The sequence below is a fragment of the Neokomagataea anthophila genome, from assembly GCF_018122595.1.
GTDB classification, from domain to species: Bacteria; Pseudomonadota; Alphaproteobacteria; order Acetobacterales; family Acetobacteraceae; genus Gluconobacter; species Gluconobacter anthophilus.
Genome location: NZ_JAGRQH010000013.1, coordinates 1 through 20084, shown reverse-complemented (window position 1 = coordinate 20084; position 20084 = coordinate 1). Strand labels below are relative to the sequence as shown.

Sequence of the window (20084 nt, the reverse complement as noted above, 5' to 3'; positions counted from 1 at the left end):
TGGTGCTGGTGCTGGTGCTGGTGCTGGTGCTGGTGCTGGTGCTGGTGCTGGTGCTAGGTCTGAGCGTGTAAATTGCCAACCTGTGTTGCTGGTAGCACTGAGGTGGCGTGGTATTGCACCATTTTGAATGACCGCAATATCGAGTGTTTGTACATCACGACATTGCGGGTCTGATGATAGTTTTTGGGCTAATTTTTGAGCGAGTGTTATTTGTTGTTCTGGAGTGCTGATATCGCTGCTATTGGCGGTGATTAGCATTGTTAAATGTAATGTGGACGTGTGGCAGCGTGTTGTTGGGTCGATGTAGTTAATATCAACATTGTGTCGGTTGGAGTGTGCAAAGGTTGTATTTTCAGCATGCGCTGGGTGTATAGTGAAGACGCTAGAGCTAATCATTCCAAAAATTAATAATTTATTTATTTTTCGCCCAACATGAAAAGACATTAAAAACCCCACCAAAATGGAAATAAAAAAATAATTTATACAAAAATATAGAGTATTTATTTTTTAGCAAGGTTTTTTGTCAGAGTTGATATTTTTATTTGATTGGGTGTCTGTTCTGGTGAGCTCTAGAAATTGTGCTATGGGCGCAGGTCAATGAGGATCATAGAACAGGGTAAAAATGATGGCGATGGAGAGCGTTGGTCTTCTGGCGGAGGTAACACGCGGGAACCGTGTTGAGTCTCAGCATTTCGGCCGTGCTGTTGTGGTGGATGCCACAGGCAAAGTTGTGTGGTCCTGTGGTGATCATGAGGCTGTGACGTATCCGCGCTCAACCGTAAAAGCGCTTTTGGGTCTGGAGTTGGTGGAAAGTGGCGCTGCTGAGCGTTTACATCTGTCTGCGGCAGAATTGGCGCTGACATGCGCGTCTCATGGTGGTGAGGCGGCGCATGCGGACGTTGCGCTGCGCCTTTTGCAACGTGTGGGGCGTGGGGTGGAGGCTTTGGAATGTGGAACACATTGGCCGACTTATGAGCCTGCGGGGCGTGCGCTGTCTGGTGCAGGTCAAAACGCCTGTGCTCTCCATAATAACTGTTCGGGCAAACACGCTGGATTGATTTGTTTGGCTTGTGACTCAGGGGTGGACCCAAAGGGGTATATTGCGCCGGATCACCTTATCCAAAAACGGGTGACGCGTGTTTTGGAAGAAGTAACAGGTGCGGCGCATCGTGAGGACGAGCGCGGGACGGATGGGTGCTCCATGCCGACTTATGCTATTCCGTTGAACGCGTTAGCGCAGGGTTTCGCTCGTTTTGGGAGTGGGGCCGGTTTAACGGCTGATCGTGCACGGGCCGCTCAGGTGTTGCGTGAAGCTGTCGCACAAGAGCCATTCATGGTCGCGGGAACGGGACGGTATGATACTGCGTTGATGAAGGAACTCGGCTTAGGGGCGTTCATCAAAATGGGGGCAGAAGGCGTAATGATTGCGGCTTTGCCTGATGAGGGCCTCGGAATTGCAATTAAAGTGAATGACGGCGCGAACCGAGCGGCTGAAGTGGCGATGTCTGCATTGATTGCGCGTTTTGGTGGTGCAGCATTGCTGGAGAAAGCCGCTCAAAGTGGTGTGTTGGAGCAGACGCGGCATCAGCCTTTGCGGAACTGGCAAGGGCGGGATGTGGGCGTTATCCGGGCGGCGTCAAATCTAAGTGCATAAAGCCTGATGTTTGTGACATGCTGTTATGGTTTGAGGAGTGATAGTTCAAAATGACAGAACAAACTGAGACGACCCCTATCAGTCCGGTGACGGATGAGGATGCGTCCTTATTTGATGCAACGCGCTTTAAAATTATTGCCATTGGCGTGATTGCGGCTTTGGCAGGGCTTATGTCTGGCCTAGACATCGGTGTTGTCGCTGGGGCTTTGGATTTGTTCGGGAAAGAATATCACGCCTCGACCATTGCTCTGGAGTGGGTGGTCAGTGCGATGATGGCGGGGGCGGCTGTCGGCGCGTTGAGTGCGGGTCGTATGTCTCATAGCTTAGGTCGTAAGCGCTCTTTGATTTTGGGTGCGGCTATCTTTGTGGGCGGGACGATTGGCTGTGCATTGTCATGGTCTGTGCCGTCGATGATCTTTTTCCGTGTGATTATGGGTATTGCTGTCGGTATTTCAGCGTTCACGGCACCTTTGTACTTGTCTGAAATTGCGAGTGAAGAGTCCCGTGGGGCGATGGTCTCGACCTATCAGCTGATGGTGACGGTTGGTATTTTCATCGCGTTCTTGTCGGATACGTATTTTTCCTATTCTGGAAATTGGCGCTGGATGTTCGGCGTGGCCGGTATTCCGGCGGTTCTCTTTTTGATTGGCGTCTTGTTCTTGCCGTACAGCCCGCGTTGGTTGATGATGCAGGGGCGCCATAAGGAAGCACGGCAAATTCTTTTGGATTTGCGTAACGATCCTTTGGAAGCGTCTAAAGAAATCCGCGCTATTCGTGAGCAGCTTGAAACGAAGCAAGAAGGCTTTAAGTTGTTTCGGACGAACCCTAACTTCCGTCGTTCGGTGGCTTTGGGTGTGATGTTGCAAGCGATGCAGCAACTCGCGGGCATTAATATTGTGATGTATTACGCTCCCAATATCTTGGCGGCCGCGCATTTTGATCAGCACGCACAAATGTGGTGTACGGCGATTATTGGTCTGGTGAACATGTTGGCGACTTTTGTTGCTGTTGGGCTTGTTGATCGTTGGGGCCGTAAGCCTATTTTGTATTGTGGCTTCTCAGTCATGGCTGTGGGCATGACGGTGTTGGGTGTATTGCTCAATGGTGGAATGCATACACAGTCTTCACAGATTGCTGCGGTTTTCTTGCTGATGATTTTCTGTGCGGGTTTTGCAATGTCGGCAGGGCCTTTGATGTGGGTTTTGTGTTCTGAAATTCAGCCTCTGGGTGGGCGTGATTTTGGTATTGCGGTATCGACGTTCACAAACTGGATGACCAACCTCGTTGTGGGGGTGAGCTTCCTTTCGCTTATGGAAACTTTCGGAACAGCTGGCACGTTTTGGCTTTTTGCCGGTCTCAACGCGCTGTTCCTATTGCTGACAATTCTCTTTGTGCCAGAAACGAAGGGGATGTCTTTGCATATGATTGAGGATCGCCTGATGAAGGGGATTAAGCTTCGTCGCCTTGGACGTTGAGTACCGGATATGGAGTGCAGCATGTGCTGCACTCCTATGGCGGTCTCGGTTAAAGGAATGCCCCATGAAATGGCTTAAGGTTGTTGATGAGAAAATCGGCTCTATAATTGTTAAGTACAATAGTTCTTTCGTGTATTTTGTTTATTCTTTATATATCCTAAGATTTTTTACGATTATATCTGTATTTATTGGTTTTTTTGTTTCTCTTTTAATGAAGAGAAATTCTCAAGGTGTGGCGATTCATCATGTAGAGCGTTTGCTTAATTTGTTTTATATTGATGTCATTATTACGTGCTCAATGTTAGGACTTTTTGGCGTGTGCTATTGTATTGCTCCGCCGAGTGAGCCTGGTATGTGGGAATTGGTTTATATTCTTCCAGTGGGCATTTTTCTTGCTTGGAATGTTGTGCTCTTGATATCGCTGGTTAATGGCGTGTGTGCGTTTGCTGCACGGCAGTCTGAGCATCCTTTGGGTATGCGTACAGTGCGCTTCTGATCTTGTTTTTGAGGGTTAGTATGTCATGCATTTATGCGTGATAAAAATATTTTTATAAACTTATCATGCTAGGATTTCCTCATGCGTTTGGCGTTGAAAACAGTTTTGCTTGTTGCTGGTGTCATGACGTTTTGGAGACCGTCACTGAGTTTGTCTGAGCCGGTCCATGTTTCGGCTTTGTCTGATGATATTGTTTTGGAGCACCTTGAAGAAGGTGGTTCTCTCACGACGGTCAGTGGGGATATTCGCTTTGAAGAAGCCCATGCCTTGATGCGGGTATCGACTATCAGTGGCGATATTAAACTTGGTCGTTTGGCGGGAGATGCGGTGGTATCTTCTGTGAGCGGCGATGTCTCTGTCGGTGAGGCTTATAAAACGCTTCAAGTAGATGCGGTCAGTGGTGATCTGCGGGTTGATCGTGTTTTTGGTAATGCGATTTTAAAAACTGTGAGTGGAGACATAGATGTTGCATTGGGGAAGGATGAGAATGCTTCTTCTATGCCACGAAGCCTAACTTTGACGACTGTTTCGGGCGATATTTTATTCCATTTATCTCAGGCATTTAGTGGAACAATTGATGTTTGGGCACGGCAGAATGAGCGTGAGCACCAGATTCCAGTGGTGCAATCTCTTGGGCTGAAGGTAGAACTGGGGCCGTGGGAAGAGAGTGGTTTGAGCGCTCTGGGTCTCGCATCCTCTAATCGTTCACGGGAAATACATGTGAGTGGTCGTTTGGGGGATGGGACAGGCCATCTTGTGATCCATACCACCTCCGGTATTGTGCGCTTAATTCAGAATTGAGCGGTGTAATCAAAATCTTCTAAAAAATGCTTTGGCGGGGGGGCAGTCGCTTTTAGGTTTTCCTCTGCCAGAGTGATGGTAAGGCCGCGTGCGAGAAGGTGCAGCCCATGTGTATGAGGGTGTCCATAGAGGTTGTCACCAAGGATTGATGTGCCCAGTATCGCGCAGTGAATACGGGCTTGGTGGGTACGGCCTGTTTTAAGATTTAACTCAAGAAGGCTTTTACCGTTTTGGTGAGTGAGAAGGCGCCAGTGCGTTTCGGCATATTCCCCCTTGGGATCACTGACCATGCGCCAGCCTTCTGGCGTGGTGTGCTTTTTGAGAGGGGCTGTGATGATTCCCTTCTCTCCCGGTGGCAAGCCGTTGACGATGGCCCAATAGGTTTTTTGCACATGACGCTGTGTGAAGGCATTTTGTGCTGCAATGAGAGCGGTCTTACGGCGGGCAATGAGGAGGCAGCCTGATGTGTCCCGATCCAGCCGGTGTACGAGCCACGGGCCTCCGCGTGGGTGTGGGACAAGACGTGTCTCAACGCTGTCCGATGTGCGGGGGCCGGGATGTACGGCAAGGCCACTGGGTTTGTTGATGATCAGGTAGTGTGGACTGGTGTAGAGTAGTGGGAGGTCTTGCCCTGCCCGGAAGAGGGCAGGGCTTTTTTTGAGGCCTGTTAAGGAAGGGTGTTTAGTCTTCATCAGTTTGGCGGCGGACCAGAATTTCGCGCTTCCCGACGTGGTTTGCGGGGCCAATAATGCCTTCTTTTTCCATTTGCTCAATCAGTTTGGCAGCACGGTTATAACCGATGGAAAGATGACGTTGGATGAAACTGGTGGAAGCGCGGCCTTCACGAGCGACAATATCCACGGCTTGATCGAAGAGATTGTTTTCTCCGTCGCTGCTGCCTGATGATCCGCCGCTTGCGCGTGGGGCTTCTTCTTCCTCTCCAGAGACGACGTCATCATTATAGATGGGGTCGCCCTTGGTACGGAGATCAGCGACGACGGCTTCGACTTCATCATCAGCGACGAAGGGGCCGTGTACACGGGTGATGCGGCCACCCCCTTGCATGAAGAGCATATCGCCTTGTCCCAGCAGTTGTTCAGCGCCTTGTTCTTGTAGAATGGTACGACTGTCGAACTTACTGATGACTTGGAAAGAGATACGGGTTGGGAAGTTGGCCTTAATCGTGCCGGTAATGACGTCAACTGAGGGGCGTTGTGTGGCCATGATGACGTGGATACCAGCGGCACGCGCCTTTTGGGCGAGGCGCTGTACAGCAGTTTCGATTTCCTTGCCTGCGACCATCATGAGGTCTGCCATTTCGTCAATGACAACCACAATATAGGGCAGGTTTTCGAGCGGCACTTGTTGCTCGTCAAAAACAGGTTTGCCGGTTTCGGGGTCAAAGCCGGTTTGGACGCGGCGTGTGACCATTTCGCCTGTGCCGCGGAGTTGTGCAACGCGGTCGTTGTAGCCCCCGATATTACGCACTTGTAGATGCGCCATAAGGCGGTAACGGCGGTCCATTTCCTGCACGGTCCATTTGAGCGCACTAACGGCTTTTGTGGGCTCTGTTACGACGGGCGTGAGGAGATGCGGGATGCCGTCATAAATAGACAATTCGAGGATCTTGGGGTCGATCATGATCAGGCGGCACTCTTCCGGGCTAAGGCGGTAGAGGAGTGACAAGATCATAGCGTTCACGCCGACGGATTTACCAGAACCTGTCGTACCAGCCACCAGAAGGTGCGGCATTTTTGCGAGGTCTGTATAAATCGGTGCGCCGGAAATATCTTTGCCGAGAGCGATTTTGAGGCGGCCTGGTGCGTTCTCCCATTCGGCTGAACGGAGGAGCTCTGAGAAATAGACGGTTTGGCGCTTCGCATTTGGCACTTCGATGCCAATGACGTTGCGGCCGGGGACCGTAGCGATACGAACGCTTAAGACGGAGAGAGAACGTGCAATGTCATCGGCCAAGCCAATAACGCGTGATGAACGAATGCCGGGGGCTGGTGTGAGTTCATATAGCGTGACGACAGGGCCAGCATGGATATCACCGATTTCGCCTTGGACGCCGTAATCGGATAAGACGCCTTCGAGCATGCGGGCTTTACGTTGAAGGTCTTCGTTTGAAGGCCCGCCATGCGAGGCATGTGGAGGTGGTGGGTTCAGCAAGGCCATGGGAGGGTGCTCCCAACCGCTGGACATGGGCGCACGCGGTGCTGATGTTGCCGTCGCAGGTGCTGGTGTTGGCGCGCTATGCTGAGGTGGTGTGGTGGGCGTTGGGCGCTCTGGGCGCAGGCGTTCCAAAAAGCTGCGTTTAGGCGGGGTAGAAGGGGAGGGGGGATCAAGCGGCGTTGCTGGTGCTTCGTCCTCTCCATCATCAATTGGTGTGCGTGTTTCTGGTGGTGTTGCGCGGTGGCGTTCAATTTCGGCCAAGCGCTCTGCATAGCGGTTGGCCGGAGGCTCTTCTATGACGGGCTCTGCTGCCGGCTGATGTGCTGTTTCGGGTACTGGCTGGAGGTCGTGCGGGGTGGTTTCGGCTGGGGGGTGCATCCAGCCTGTATTTTGCGGCACGAAAGGTTCTGGAGCGATAGCAGGCGCTGCACGGTTTAAGTTGCGCTTAAGAAATGACAATGGCGCCGTGTTGGGGGCTGGTGTTGAGCCATCAGCATTTTTGCGGGTGGGGGCGTTGGGGGAGTTGTAATACTCATAGTCCCGCGGGTTGGGAGCTGCGGGTGTGGTATCGTCTTCGGTGCGTTCTCCGCTGGCGCGGCGGGCGAGCAAGATGGGCTGACGTGCGAGAATAAGGAGGCCATTGCCGAGGGCGCGCCATTCACGCCATTGAAGGCCCATGGCCAGTGGAAGTAGCATGCCCATCAGCAAGAACACTAAGAAGAGTGCGATGGTGCTACCGGCGCTGCCAGCTTCTGCACGGGCCGCATCCAACAAATGTGTTGCGCAAGAATGGCCAAGTTCCCCGCCGAGGCGTGACTCTGTTGGCCACGCGACATCAAGGCCGGGAATGAGTTCGGCTAAGGTGCCGATAAAGGCTGCGCCTGCGGGGAGCAAAGCAAGAGCGGCGAAAATGCGGATGACGGCCATGCCAAGGTGGTGGTGGCGGACCATGCGCCATGCCCATGCCAGCAGTACGATAATCGGGAGACCACTGCCAAGGCCGAACCATTGGATTAGAACGTCCGAAATGGTGGCGCCAGTTCGGCCCAAAAGATTGGTTGGGCTGGTGCCGGTGGATGTGTTGAAAGACGGATCGAGTGGATTAAAGCTCCACAGTGCCAATGCAATGCCGACGGCCAATATGAGGAATACGAGGCCTAGAAGCTCAAGTAACCGGGCATTGACTGCAGTACGAAGGCCGGGTGGCATGGAGCGTTTGCGGGCTTCGTTCAGTGTTTCACGCATCGCGTTGGTCGATCGGCTGAACACGGCCAAGTTTTTCACCCCGTCTTTTAGAATGTATCCGTCATCTGTACGGCCACACCGCTCATGATGAGCATGTGTAGCCTCTGCATACAGAACGTCTCTTAAGAAACAATGCTTGAATATTTCCAGATTGTCACTTTTGCAGCACCAAAGCGACGTTCTGCCAAAATTTCAGGTTTGTTTGTCTCATCTGGCTCGGTATTTCCCAGCGCCTTTGCCAAAATATTGTGTCGAGTTAATGGCGTAGGGGGAACGAAGTCCTCTTTCGCGCCGGTTTCGGCGACGATGAGTGCACCTTCAGCAAGCCAACCAGTACGGCGCAGTGCGGCGATACCCGATTCGACTAAGTTTTTCCCGTAAGGAGGGTCAAGGAAAACAAGGTCGTAGGGGCGTTCAGCGCGTGGAGGGTGCGTGGTGCTGCATGACAGGACGCGGCTGCGGTCCCGGAGTTGGAAGGCGGTTAGGTTTGCGCGGAGGGCATTGAGTGCGTTGCGGTCCCGCTCAATGAATGCAGCATGTTCAACGCCGCGTGATAGCGCTTCAATACCAAGTGCGCCCGTGCCAGCATAAGTGTCCAGGACGGTCGCGTTTTCGAGGGCTTCGCGGCCATACCATGGGGCATGAACCAGCATGTCAAAAATAGCCTGACGTGCACGGTCTGATGTGGGGCGTGTGGTGTTGCCTGAGGGCGCAATGAGTGCGCGCCCTTTGAGTGATCCGCCGACAATCCGCATAGATTAGTGGCTCCCTTTTGCTGTGTGGAGTTCGGGGATTTGTTCACGCAGCGTTTTACCCGCAACTTCAGTCAGCTCACGTGCTTTTAATGAACCGAGCTGGAAGGGGCCGTAGGAAAGGCGGATCAGGCGGCTGACATGGAGGTTGAGACCGCGCATGACGTTACGAATTTCACGGTTTTTGCCCTCACGGAGGCTGACCGTGAGCCATGAATTATCGCCCTTACTGGAATCGAGTTCAGCTTCGATGGAGCCGTAGCGGATGCCTTCAAACTCAAAGCCATCGATCAAGGATGCAAGGCGCTTTTCGTCCACAACACCGAAGACACGTACGCGGTAGCGGCGGATCCACGCATTGCCGGGCAGCTCAAGGCGGCGGGCCAGTTCACCGTCATTGGTGAGGAGCAAAAGACCTTCCGAATTAATATCCAGACGTCCGACGCTAATGACGCGTGGCAGGCCGGGGGGCAGGGATTCGAAGACGGTCGGGCGGCCTTGTGGGTCTTTATGTGTGGTCATCAGGCCGTCAGGCTTGTGGTAACGCCACAGGCGGGTGCGGTCTGGGTGGTCAATCGGTTTGCCATCAACGATGACGATATCGCCGCGTTGCACGAAGGTCGCGGGATGTTCAATGGTTTTCCCGCCAATACGGATGCGGCGCTCGGTGATCATACGCTCAACATCACGGCGGCTGGCGACGCCGGCGCGGGCCAGATATTTGGCAATACGTTCGCCACGAGGTTCGTTAGTGTTTGAGTCGGTGTTTGGATTGGTGTCTTCGGTCATCGGCTTGCCTCCACGAGGGCCGCATACAAGCGTTGGTCCCCGGGGTCGAGAGAGAATTCAGGATGCCATTGTACACCAATGGCAAAACTGGCGTGTGTTAACTCGATTGCTTCAATAACACCATCAGGGGCATGGGCGGAAATGCGGGCTGTTCCGGCATGGTGTACTGCTTGATGATGGGCAGAGTTAACGTTCATCGTTGTGTTGCCAACGATGGATGCGAGGAGGGTATTTGGCACGAGCGTGACGGTATGTCCTGGCTCATGGCGTGGGTTAGGTTGTTCGTGTCCGGCCTCGGGCGGGAGGTGTTGAATGAGTGTGCCGCCAGCTTCAACGGCGAGAAGCTGCATGCCGCCGCAAATGCCGAGGATGGGGATGTCACGCTTGAGCGCGGCTTTGAGCAAGGCGTGTTCTGCACGTGTACGTTCAGGGCGTGGGCTTGTTTCGGGGGCTGGTGGTGCGTTGTAAAGCGCGGGATCCACATCGAACGCGCCGCCTGTGATGACGAGTGCGTCGAGGCGCTCCACCATCGCGTCTGCGGGGGCATCGTATCCGAGGCAGACGGGGAGTGCACCAGCATGGGAGAGGGCCGTTAGGTAGTTTTCACGGATGGCATGAAATGGATAGCGGGAAAAAGAGTTTTCGCCGCCGCTTTCATGATCAAGTGTCAGGCCGATAAGGGGTCTGTGCATGGTGTTCTTTTGAACTGTTTGTACCGGAATGTCTGTTCTTTTTTGTAAAAAATGCTCAAAAAATCATCGTGTCGTGATGTGTGGAAGGCTGGTGTGGGGATGAAAAGGGAGCGCTTGGACGTTGAGGGGTTGGTTTGCTCTGATGTTGGGGCCGTGATGGACCATGCTTTGGTGTATGCGCATGAAGCGGCTTTGGTTGGTGAAGTGCCAGTGGGGGCGGTGGTTTTGGGGCCAGATGGGACGGTTGTGGCCGTTGGGCGGAATGAAGTGGAAGCGTGCCATGATGCGTCTGCACATGCGGAGCTTTTGGCGATGCGCCGTGCCGCCCAGCGTTTGGGGACGCCGCGTTTATTGGGTTGTACGGTTGTGGTCACGTTGGAGCCGTGTGCGATGTGTGCTGCGGCGATGGTGCATTTTCGGTGTGAGCGTGTGGTGTTTGGGGCTTATGACCCGAAAGGTGGCGGTGTGGAACATGGTGCGCGCGTGTTTGAGCGGCCGGGGTGTTTGCATGTGCCGGAAGTGATTGGTGGTGTGCGGGAGCGTGCTTCAGCGCAGATATTGCGCGATTTTTTTCGTCAATTACGTGCGAGGTCGTAATAGCTTACGGAGTTTTCACGCAGCGGCCAGCTTGCAGAATGGTGTGTGTCTTCATAACTGTAGGGAAGGATACGGCTGAGTGTCTGTAAGCGCTTTGTCGGCGGTTTACGACTTTCACTGTTATGTAAAAGGACAATCGGAACAGCTATGACCCAACGTTTCCGTTCTTCTCTTGCTGCTTTTGCTGTGAGCACGGCGCTTTTGGCCACGACGGCTATGGGTGGTGTGTCCAGTGCTTATGCGGATACAGGGGCCATTAAGCCGCAATCAACGGTGCAGGCGCTGCCGAATTTTGTGAACCTCGTAAAGGAAGTGAAGCCTGCTGTTGTGTCGATTACGGCGCATATCAAAGCAGATGTGGCTGAGCAGGAAGAGGGTGGCCCAATGGGGCAAGGTGGCGGCGGTGGCATGCAGGAAATGCCTTTCCCCTTCCCTTTTCCGTTCCAAATGATGCCTCAGCAGCAACAGCCAAACCGTACGGTTGAAGCGCGAGGGTCAGGGTTTATCATTTCCTCTGATGGTTATGTCGTGACGAATAACCATGTGGTGAATGGTGCGACGAAGGTAAGCGTGACGCTGGATGATGGCACCACGCTGCCTGCTAAGGTCATTGGGCGTGACCCTAAGACTGATGTGGCGCTGTTGCGCGTGAAGCCAACGGGCAAGTTGCCGTTCATTGAACTTGGGGACTCTGATGATGTTCAGCCGGGTGAATGGGTGATTGCTGTTGGGAACCCTTATGGGCTGGGCGGTACGGTGACGGCTGGTATCGTGTCGGCTCTGGGACGTGACCTGCATTCTGGTGCATATAACGATTTTATTCAGGTTGATGCGCCGATCAATCACGGGAACTCGGGTGGTCCGCTCTTTACGCAGGATGGAAAGGTTGTGGGCATTAACTCCATGATCATTTCACCGAATGGCGGCGGCTCGATTGGTATTGGCTTTGCTATTCCGTCCAATACGGTGAAGTCTGTGGTCGACCAGTTGGAAAAGACGGGTCATGTGATTCGTGGGTATCTTGGTGTTGAAGGCCAAGACATTAACCCGACGATGGCGCAAGCACTGAACTTGAAGCCTTCTGAACCGGGTGCTCCGCCGCATGGTACGCTCGTGGCTTCGGTTATGAAGGGTAGCCCTGCGGAAAAGGCGGGCGTTAAGAGCGGTGATGTGATTTTGACGCTGAATGGCCATGATGTGAAGAATGGTCATGACTTGGCTGTTCGCGTTGTGGGCATTGCGCCGGGTGCGAAAGCAACACTGGGTATTCTGCGTGATGGTAAGACGGTGGATGTGCCGTTTACGGTCGGTAATATGGCCGCGCAGGACCATGCGCATGGTGACGGTGAGTCTTCTGCATCAGAAGGGACGGGTAAACTTGGAGTTGCGCTGGCGGCATTGACGCCGCGTGCGCGCCAAGAGCTTGGGCTGGATGAAAGTGTGCAAGGCGCTGTGGTGGCGGACGTGACCCAAGGTTCACCCGCGGATCAGTCCGGTATTCGTCCGGGTGATATTATTGTAGCGGTTGGTAATCATGTGACGCCGACGCCGAAATCGGTTGTGGCGCAAGTGCATGATGCTCTGGGGCATAAGCAACCCCCGCTGTTGCGTATTTTGCGTGATGGGCAGCAGTTGTTTGTCGCTGTGTCCCCCAATGGCGGTGGGGATGATGATTCCGGCGAATAAAATGCTGGTTTCAGAAGCGTAGAAAGGGGAGCCAGATGGCTCCCCTTTTTTATTGGGCTCTGATTTTATTAGATTGTGTTCCCTCGAACCAGCGAGGTCCGAGGGATGTGTATGCGGTGATTATTCAAACGTACCCGCAACGGTGACGATGGCTGCAAAGCCTGTGCCTACGCTGTAAGAGGGCTGTGATGCGGATAGGGTTTTGCCATTGATGCCGCGTGTTGTGTTGGCAGCACCTGAGAACCCGTTGACCTGTGCCAGATAGTGGCTGTCCCCCACATTCATCATGCTGAGCATGGCTTTAGGATGAATACGCCCGACCTGTGGCAAGTAGCGGCCAAGAGAAACATCGGATGTGATGTAGGAGGGGATGGATTGGTCGTTCATGAGGGTGGAGTATTGTGAATCTGTGTAACGCAGGTTGAAGTTCCCAAAATTGGTGCCGTCATCATAGGTTAGGCCCAAAGACCCAGTGAACTTCGGGGAGGCGACTTCTTGTTTGCCTTTTGAGGCGAGGTAATCCCCTTGATATGCGACGTTATTACCAATCCGTGTGTGCATGAACTGTCCGGCGGCATAGGCACTGATATGGTGCCATGGCGCGGTGGAGAGTTCGGCCTGGATGCCTTGAGCGCTTTCACCGCCGGCGTCAATCGGCTGGGAGACCATGATGCTGGAATTGGGCAGGTAGGAGGCGCTGGTGATCTGGTGGTGGGTTAGATTGTAATTAAAGAGCGCGAGGTTGAACATGACGGGGCCATAATGGCGGAAGCCGATTTCTTCTCCGATCATGTATTCCGGGCGGAAGTTTTGGAGAGGGACAGAGACTGGGACTGGGGTTGTGAAGGTGTAGACCGGCACTTGTGCTTGGAAGGATGATGGAGCGCGGTAGCCGGTGGTGCCATTGATATAGACTTGGTTTTGGTCGTTGATTTGATAGCTGATCAGGACCTGCGGGGTGGGTACGAAGATATTTTTGACGGATTTGATATTGGCCGCGCCCGGTAGGTCTTGGCTGAAGCTTCGTGAGATCATGTTTGTCCGCAGGCCAGCGTCAATCGTCAGGCGATTATTGAGCAGCTTAATTTGATCTTCGAGGCCGATGGCGTTGAGTTGTTGGAAGCCATTAATGTTGTATTGGCTTACGGAGATGTCGTTAAACGCGGTTAGGTAGCCGTTATTTTTGGTGTACTGACCGGTGGCATCGACGGGGTAGTGGTTCTGGTATTCTGTATGAACGGCGTATGAGTACCAGTATGAGAGCTTCAATGTGTTGTTGTTATGATGCCATGCGCCGACAAGATTAAGCCCGCTGGAGGTTTGGACCCATGGGTGAATACTAATGGCGGTGACGGTGCCACTTTGTGCGGAATATCCGTTCAGTGTGGCGTATTTTTGGGTGCCAACATAGCCGTTTGCGATGGGGATATTGGCGCCGTAATTGTTCGGGCCGAAGGTTTCAATGGCGTATGGTTCTGCATCAAGGCTAAGGCCTGAACCGAAGTCAAAATGGTTTTTGAGGGCGCCGACAACAGCGTTGGTCGCTTTCGTGTTGAGTTTATAGAAGAAGGTATCACCCTTCGTATAAGTAGCGTGGGTGGTGTAGCTGGTGCCGTAGGTGCGCCATTGTGCCAGAGTTGGGTACACCCATTCGGTTTGGTTGGCTTGGTTATAGCTGAAAATCAGCTCTGAGCTGCTGGCGGGTGTCCAATGTTTTTCAACGGCGGAATCAATGTGCCAGCGGTCCATTTGGCCGGGGCCACGCCAAAGATTGGCGCTGGAATAGGAGCCAGAGGCAAAGGCGCGGAAGCCGCTATTATGAATGTCTCCAGTATCAAAGCGGATAAATTCTTTGTTGGTGCTGTGTGTGCCGCCTGAGGCTTCGGCATAAACGGCCATTTTGTCCGATGGATGGCGGAGGGACATGCTCATTTCTGCGCCGTCCGCATTGTAGGTTGGTGCGGTGAGGTCTGAGGAGCCTTGGCTTACGGAGACGGAGCCGAGGTTTTCGTTATCGACCATGGCGGAGGTGTAAGCACCGTATGAGAAGGGGTCAGCCAAAGGAACGCCTTCATAGACGAGGCCGATCTGTGTTTGGTCTAGGCCGCGGATATGAATGCCTTCAGAGGAGGTGCTGAGGGGGCCTTCATTGGTGGTTTGGACGCCGGGCAGGCTGGAGACGAGTGTGCCGGGTGAGACGGTGGGGGACTGTTTGGAAATATATTCTTGGGTGACGGCGCTAATCGATTTTGGCTCTGTTTGGCGGACCATCATACCGCCGCCGAGAACGTGGCGGTGGCCGCGCACGCTGTAATTATCGGCCTGTGTGCTGTTCATGTCATGTGTAGCACTGTGTTGTACTGGCTTTTTCGCTGTATTTTTGGGGCTTGGTGCCGCGTGTAATGCGAAAGCAGGGAGAAGGGCGGAGGCACAGAGCAGAAATGAGGTATATTTTATTGTACGGCGAGTCATGAAGTGGTCTTTCTGAAATGTATGTGGCTCGCGCTGTTGTGTCAGCGAGACGTCACGATGAGGGCGAATAAAATGGGGCTTTAATCTTAAGAGGAATGTATTTCAAAAGATGTTTTTATTAACATAATATGACACATATGCGATAATGGCTTAAATATTTCATATTATTTTTATTGTATTGTTGTCTGTTTAGATATTTTTATGCGCCTTAATTTCAAAATTAGGTTTTGTATTATGAAGTATCGTCTGGCGTTTTTGTCTGTAATCGGTTCTTTGGTCACACAATCTGTTTTTGCGGCGGGTATCCCTCAGGATGTTCGTCTTAATCAGATACAGGTAGTGGGGACGCATAATAGTTACCGCACTGATATTTCACCGGCGACTTTGCAGTGGTTGACGAAGTTTTCGCCTCAGGCTGCGGAAGCGTTGGATTATAAACACACGACGCTGGATCGGCAGTTGGATAGTGGTGTGCGTCAGCTTGAAATTGATATTTATGCGGACAGTAAAGGTGGGCAATACAGCCACCCGCGTGGAGCAGAGTGGGAGCGTAAAAGCGGGATTACGCCAGATGCTCCTTCAGGATCGAATGCTTTGATGCAGGGGCGTGATTTTAAGGTCATGCATATTGTGGATATTGATCAGCGTTCGAACTGTGAGCCATTTGCGAAGTGCTTACAGATAATTCGTGATTGGTCCGCAGCGCATCCTCATCATTTGCCCGTTTTTATTGATATTGAAACGAAGCAGGATATTCCGCTGAAAAGCGACAAGTTACAATTTACCGTTCCTGAACGTTTTACCTCGGCTACGTATGATCGGTTGGATCATGAAATTGTGCAGGTTATTGGGCGCAAGAATTTGATTCTGCCGGATGATGTACGTGGGGATGCGTCTTCGGTGAATGAAGCCATTCGCACGAAGGGTTGGCCATCGGTTGAGTCTGAGCGTGGTAAAATCATGTTTGTGCTGGATCGTCCGCAGGATACGGAGCGTTATGTTGCGAACCATCCGGGGTTACGTGGGCGTGTGTTGTTTACGAATGGCCGACCGGGTGAGCCTGATGCGGCTTATACGGAAGTGAATGAAGGGTTTGCCGGTCAAAAAGGGGCGACGTTTGATAATGCGGAAGCCGCGCATAAAACTCCCGATTTGGTGAAGCAAGGTTACTTGGTGCGGACGCGTGCGGATGCGAATACGGTGGAAGCCCGCACGAATGATGTGACGCGGCGTGATGTGTCATTTGCCAGTGGTGCGCAGATTATCAGCACGGATTATCCGGCGTTGGAGCCCGCGCCTTGGCATGGTTACACGGTTGAGTTCCCTGATCATGCCGTTGCGCGGTGTAATCCGGTGAATGCGCCGAAAGATTGTAATAATGCGGATTTTGCCCAAGACAAATGATTGAGAGTTTCATGATGTTGGGACGGAAGAGGCGCTGTGAGGCGCCTTTTTTGTGTTTTTTATAGTGGGTAATGGGGCGGTAAGCGCTTTTTATTGACAAAGTGGGGGTATTTGTAAAAAATACGAATATCAATCGGGCCTTATATGGCCCGTCTTTTCTGTTTTGGTTTGGAATACGGATTTTTTATGTATTTGCGCCGCGATCGTGCTTTGACGGCTGTTTCGATTATGCTGGATGTTGCGTTTCATGCTGGGCGAGCGGGTGTGGTGAGTGGTGCAGATATTGCGCGGCGTGGCGATATGCTCCGGCGGGGGATTGAGCCTGTGTTACAGGCATTGTCTCGTGAAGGGCTGTTATCCAGTGTGCGTGGCCCTAAAGGGGGGTATCGGTTGGGGCGTCCGCCCCGTGCGATTACGCTGCATGATATTGTCAGTGCTGTGATGGAAGAGCGTGACGCGAGTGAAGAAGAGTCAAACCCACTCTTGGAAAAGGTGCTCTCACCGTTTTGGCAAACATTGGATGGTGAAATAGCCACGCGTATGGATGCTGTGACGCTGGAGAGCTTGCTGCGACAGGCGGAAGAGGCCGGTATGCAGCGTCCGAGTCGTGCTCCTATTTCGTTTTCTATTTAATCGGGCGTCGTATTGGTGAGTATCGTGCTGCGTGAAATTACGGTCGATGATTGTTTGCCGTTGCGGCAGCAGGTTTTATGGCCGAATTTGACGCAAGATGAATGCCGCGTTGAGCATGATGAGACGGCGGTTCATCTGGGGGCTTTTGACGGTGATACGCTCGTTGGGTGTACGTCGCTTTTTGTGCTTCCTGATGGTGAAATGCAACTGCGGAAATTTGCTGTTTCGCAGGAGTATCAGGGGCAAGGTATTGGCTCTGCCCTTTTGAGGGCATCTTTTGAGCGTTGTGCTGCGTTAGGTTTGAAAACGTTTATGCTGAGTGCACGTGTTTCAGCCATTGGTTTTTATGAAAAGCACGGGCTTACGGCTGTTGGGGATGTCTATTTCAAAGGTCCGATTCCGCACCGAAAGATGGTGTGTGTTGTTGGGTAAGTGCGATTTAAAGTTAATTTTACACTAAAATAATTCGTTATATAAAGACGATTTAGCGACGAATTTCAGTGAATCCCCTTCCATAAATCACCATTATCAATCATTATACCGTTCAATTTCGGTAATTCTGCGTTTGGCAGAAGGTTGATGAGGAGAAGGCACCATGAAGCGCGCGGTACGCGTCGGAGCGGGAGAGGGTTTGGTGATTACAGCCAACCGCCTGCTGGATGGAGCTATTGTCTGGCTGTCTGCTGATTATACATGGCAGACGGTGATTCAGCGTGCTGAGGTGTTGGTGCCGGATGCCGTTTCTGAGCGTCTTGAAGGGGTTCAAAGCCGGGCGCAGGCTGATGGTGTTGTGGGAATTTATGAAATTGCGGTGCGCCCTGAAGTGGGTGGACCCGTACCTGTGACAATGCGTGAGCGTATTCGTGCATTTGGGCCGACGGTACATCCGCAATTTGCGTATGAGCAGCAGGAAGGAGCCGGGGCATGACAACGGCTATTGGGCAATATCAGTACGATCAGGTTGATCGGGATTTTTTGGCCGCGCGTATTGAAGAGTTTTCGGAGCAGGTTGCGCGTCGTTTGGATGGTGCGCTGACTGAGGACGAGTTTAAGCCGCTGCGCCTGATGAACGGTTTGTACTTGCAGCTGCATGCTTACATGCTGCGTGTCGCCGTACCGTATGGCACGTTAAATGCAGCGCAGGTGCGTGCGTTTGCGGATGTGGCGCGGCGTTATGACCGGGGTTATGGGCATTTTACGACGCGGCAGAATATTCAGTTTAACTGGATACGTCTTGAGGATACGCCAGATATTCTGCGTCTTTTAGCGGATGTGGACATGCATGCGTTGCAGACATCCGGTAATTGTATTCGGAATGTGACGTCTGATGAGTTTGCCGGGGCTGCGGCGGATGAATTGGTAGACCCGCGTGTGCATGCTGAGATTTTGCGCCAATGGTCCACATTGCATCCGGAATTTACGTTCTTGCCGCGTAAGTTCAAAATTGCGATTTCGGGTAGTCCGAATGACCGAGTGGCGGCGCGTTTCCATGATATTGGAGTTATAGCGCGGCCTGGTGATGATGGGCGTGTCGTCTTTCAGATCTTTGTGGGGGGTGGTTTAGGGCGTACGCCGATTGTGGGGCAGGAACTGTATGATTCTGTGCCGGAGGAGCGTTTGCTCGCTACGCTTGAAGCGATTATCCGTGTGTATAATGCGCATGGGCGGCGCGATAATATTTACAAAGCACGAATTAAGATTCTGGTTCAGGCGTTGGGGATTGCCGCTTATCGTAACGAGGTTGAGGCGGAACTCGCGCAGATGGATATTGCGCGTTACCGTTTAAGCCCGGAGATGGTGGCGTCGATTGAAGCACGTTTTGCTGCGCCCGATTTGCAAGCGCCGGAGGGGGCTTCTGCAGTTTTGGCGGAGCAGCGCGCGCAGAATATGGTGTTTGACCGTTGGGTGCGGAGTAATACGCATGCTCATCGTTCAGAGGGGCATATCATTGCGGTTGTGTCGTTAAAGCCGCCGGGAGAGATTCCGGGTGATGTCACAGCGGATCAGTTGGATCGGTTAGCTGGGCTGTCTGAACGTTTTGCGTATGGTGAATTGCGGACGACGCATTTGCAAAATGTGGTGTTTGGCCATGTGCGGCAGGATCAGCTTTATGATCTGTGGCGTGGATTGGTTGAGGTTGGCTTGGGGGCGCCGAATGTCGGCCTGATTGGGGATATCGTGGCGTGCCCGGGGCTGGATTATTGCGCTTTGGCCAATGCGCGTTCGATTCCGATTGCGCAGAAACTGGGTGCACGTTTTGCGGATATGACGTTGCAAGAGCAGATTGGTGCGCTGCAAATTAATATTTCTGGCTGCATTAATGCCTGTGGGCATCACCATGCGGGGCATATTGGCTTGTTGGGTGTTGATAAGCGCGGTGAAGAGTTTTTTCAGATGACGTTGGGTGGCCGGGCTGATGATCAGGCTGCTGTTGGAAAAATTTTGGGACCTGCTTTGCCAGAAGATGACACGGTGGATGCGATTGCACGGATTGTGGACCGGTATTTGAAGGAACGCTCAGGGAAGGAAAGTTTCCTTGAAACGTTGAAGCGTGTGGGTGAGGCTCCATTTAAGGAGGCGGCGTATGACACTGTTTAATCTTGGGACGCGTAAGGCTGGAGATTATGCTGAGCCTGTGACGTTGGCAGATTTGGCGGAGCAGGGCGAAGCGCGTTCGGTGGTGTTGGAAAGTGCGGATGAGGTTACGGCATTGAAACCGTATCTGAACAGTTTGGAACTGGTGGTCCTGCGTTTTCCAATTTTCCGTGATGGACGTGGTTTTACGCAGGCGAGGGAATTACGTGAGTATCTTCGTTATGGAGGTGAAATTCGTGCGGAGGGGCATGTTCTTCCGGATCAAGCCGATTTTTTGAAGCGTTGTGGCGTGGACAGTGTTGTGCTGCCGGAGGGGAGTGATTTTGGACCGTGGGAACGGCAGTTGAAGCGCTATAATGTGTCGTTTCAACGTTCGATCTTACCTGAAATACCATTGGCTATTGGGACACGAGTGGCGCGTTAACCGGGTTCGGTAAGGCCGTCTCACTCTAGATCAGCGTTTAGAGAAAGGGTTGTTTTACGGAAGGGAATAAAAATCTGATTTTTATGATTGACGTTTGTTTTATTGGTGTTTATAAGCCGCTTCACCGCAACGGACGAGCCCTTTTGAGGGTTTGGCATTGTGGCTTAGAAAGAGTTCTTTGACAATTGAAGATT

General features: G+C 52.5%; 18 protein-coding genes and 1 pseudogene. 12 read left to right on the top strand and 7 right to left on the bottom strand.

The genetic code is table 11. The annotated features are described in order from the left end of the window. Positions 1-444: pseudogene (locus KB213_RS11535) on the bottom strand (hypothetical protein); the annotation flags it as partial. 178 nt (positions 445-622) lie between these two features. Here KB213_RS11535 and KB213_RS11530 point away from each other — a divergent pair. The 4 genes from KB213_RS11530 to KB213_RS11515 all read left to right on the top strand — a co-directional run bounded on the left by KB213_RS11530 (position 623) and on the right by KB213_RS11515 (position 4426). Then, entirely contained in the window at positions 623-1654 is a 1032-nt protein-coding gene (locus KB213_RS11530) for an asparaginase (RefSeq protein ID WP_408903743.1), read from the top strand. Positions 1655-1704: 50 nt separating this feature from the next. After that, on the top strand, positions 1705-3129 hold the full coding sequence (locus tag KB213_RS11525; RefSeq protein WP_211683285.1) for a sugar porter family MFS transporter: 1425 nt from the start codon (positions 1705-1707) through the stop codon (positions 3127-3129). A gap of 64 nt (positions 3130-3193) precedes the next feature. Further along, entirely contained in the window at positions 3194-3625 is a 432-nt protein-coding gene (locus tag KB213_RS11520; RefSeq protein ID WP_211683283.1) for a hypothetical protein, read from the top strand. An 81-nt stretch (positions 3626-3706) separates the two neighbouring features. Continuing rightward, on the top strand, positions 3707-4426 hold the full coding sequence (locus tag KB213_RS11515) for a DUF4097 family beta strand repeat-containing protein (RefSeq protein WP_211683282.1): 720 nt from the start codon (positions 3707-3709) through the stop codon (positions 4424-4426). Here the strand turns inward: KB213_RS11515 and KB213_RS11510 are convergent. The 5 genes from KB213_RS11510 to KB213_RS11490 form a co-directional block, all read right to left on the bottom strand. Then, on the bottom strand, positions 4417-5118 hold the full coding sequence (locus tag KB213_RS11510) for an RluA family pseudouridine synthase (RefSeq protein WP_211683279.1): 702 nt from the start codon (positions 5116-5118) through the stop codon (positions 4417-4419). The two genes, KB213_RS11515 and KB213_RS11510, sit on opposite strands and share 10 nt — an antisense overlap. Further along, on the bottom strand, positions 5108-7846 hold the full coding sequence (locus KB213_RS11505; protein ID WP_211683288.1) for a DNA translocase FtsK: 2739 nt from the start codon (positions 7844-7846) through the stop codon (positions 5108-5110). Before KB213_RS11505 ends, KB213_RS11510 begins: the two co-directional genes overlap by 11 nt. A 122-nt stretch (positions 7847-7968) precedes the next feature. After that, positions 7969-8601, bottom strand: coding sequence for a 16S rRNA (guanine(966)-N(2))-methyltransferase RsmD (gene rsmD / locus KB213_RS11500; protein WP_211683276.1), 633 nt, complete (start codon positions 8599-8601; stop codon positions 7969-7971). Positions 8602-8604: 3 nt separating this feature from the next. Further along, a complete protein-coding gene (locus KB213_RS11495) occupies positions 8605-9387 on the bottom strand; it encodes a pseudouridine synthase (protein ID WP_211683274.1) in 783 nt (260 codons plus the stop codon). Then, positions 9384-10079, bottom strand: coding sequence for a gamma-glutamyl-gamma-aminobutyrate hydrolase family protein (locus tag KB213_RS11490; protein ID WP_211683272.1), 696 nt, complete (start codon positions 10077-10079; stop codon positions 9384-9386). The genes KB213_RS11495 and KB213_RS11490 overlap by 4 nt, the downstream gene beginning before the upstream one ends. Positions 10080-10178: 99 nt before the next feature. On the opposite strand from KB213_RS11490, the gene KB213_RS11485 reads away from it, so the two are divergent. Continuing rightward, positions 10179-10676 carry a nucleoside deaminase gene (locus KB213_RS11485; RefSeq protein ID WP_408903742.1) on the top strand — a complete coding sequence of 166 codons (498 nt, stop codon included), beginning with the start codon at positions 10179-10181 and terminating at the stop codon, positions 10674-10676. A 147-nt stretch (positions 10677-10823) separates the two neighbouring features. After that, positions 10824-12362: a Do family serine endopeptidase gene (locus KB213_RS11480; protein WP_211683270.1), complete on the top strand. Its 1539-nt coding sequence runs from the start codon at positions 10824-10826 to the stop codon at positions 12360-12362. A 120-nt stretch (positions 12363-12482) separates the two neighbouring features. On the opposite strand, the gene KB213_RS11475 is transcribed toward KB213_RS11480, so the two are convergent. Continuing rightward, a complete protein-coding gene (locus KB213_RS11475) occupies positions 12483-14834 on the bottom strand; it encodes a TonB-dependent receptor (protein WP_211683268.1) in 2352 nt (783 codons plus the stop codon). 234 nt (positions 14835-15068) lie between these two features. On the opposite strand from KB213_RS11475, the gene KB213_RS11470 reads away from it, so the two are divergent. From KB213_RS11470 to KB213_RS11445, 6 genes are all read left to right on the top strand, one after another. Continuing rightward, positions 15069-16238, top strand: a complete 1170-nt coding sequence (locus KB213_RS11470) for a phosphatidylinositol-specific phospholipase C1-like protein (protein ID WP_211683266.1) — start codon at positions 15069-15071, stop codon at positions 16236-16238. 186 nt (positions 16239-16424) lie between these two features. Continuing rightward, positions 16425-16871, top strand: a complete 447-nt coding sequence (locus tag KB213_RS11465) for an RrF2 family transcriptional regulator (protein ID WP_068171037.1) — start codon at positions 16425-16427, stop codon at positions 16869-16871. Between the two features lie 15 nt (positions 16872-16886). Continuing rightward, a complete protein-coding gene (locus KB213_RS11460; RefSeq protein WP_211683264.1) occupies positions 16887-17303 on the top strand; it encodes a GNAT family N-acetyltransferase in 417 nt (138 codons plus the stop codon). A gap of 163 nt (positions 17304-17466) precedes the next feature. After that, a complete protein-coding gene (locus KB213_RS11455; protein ID WP_211683263.1) occupies positions 17467-17799 on the top strand; it encodes a DUF2849 domain-containing protein in 333 nt (110 codons plus the stop codon). Further along, positions 17796-19469, top strand: a complete 1674-nt coding sequence (locus KB213_RS11450; RefSeq protein ID WP_211683261.1) for a nitrite/sulfite reductase — start codon at positions 17796-17798, stop codon at positions 19467-19469. The genes KB213_RS11455 and KB213_RS11450 overlap by 4 nt, the downstream gene beginning before the upstream one ends. Beyond that, positions 19456-19890 carry a DUF934 domain-containing protein gene (locus tag KB213_RS11445; protein ID WP_211683259.1) on the top strand — a complete coding sequence of 145 codons (435 nt, stop codon included), beginning with the start codon at positions 19456-19458 and terminating at the stop codon, positions 19888-19890. The genes KB213_RS11450 and KB213_RS11445 overlap by 14 nt, the downstream gene beginning before the upstream one ends. Positions 19891-20084 lie beyond the last annotated feature (194 nt).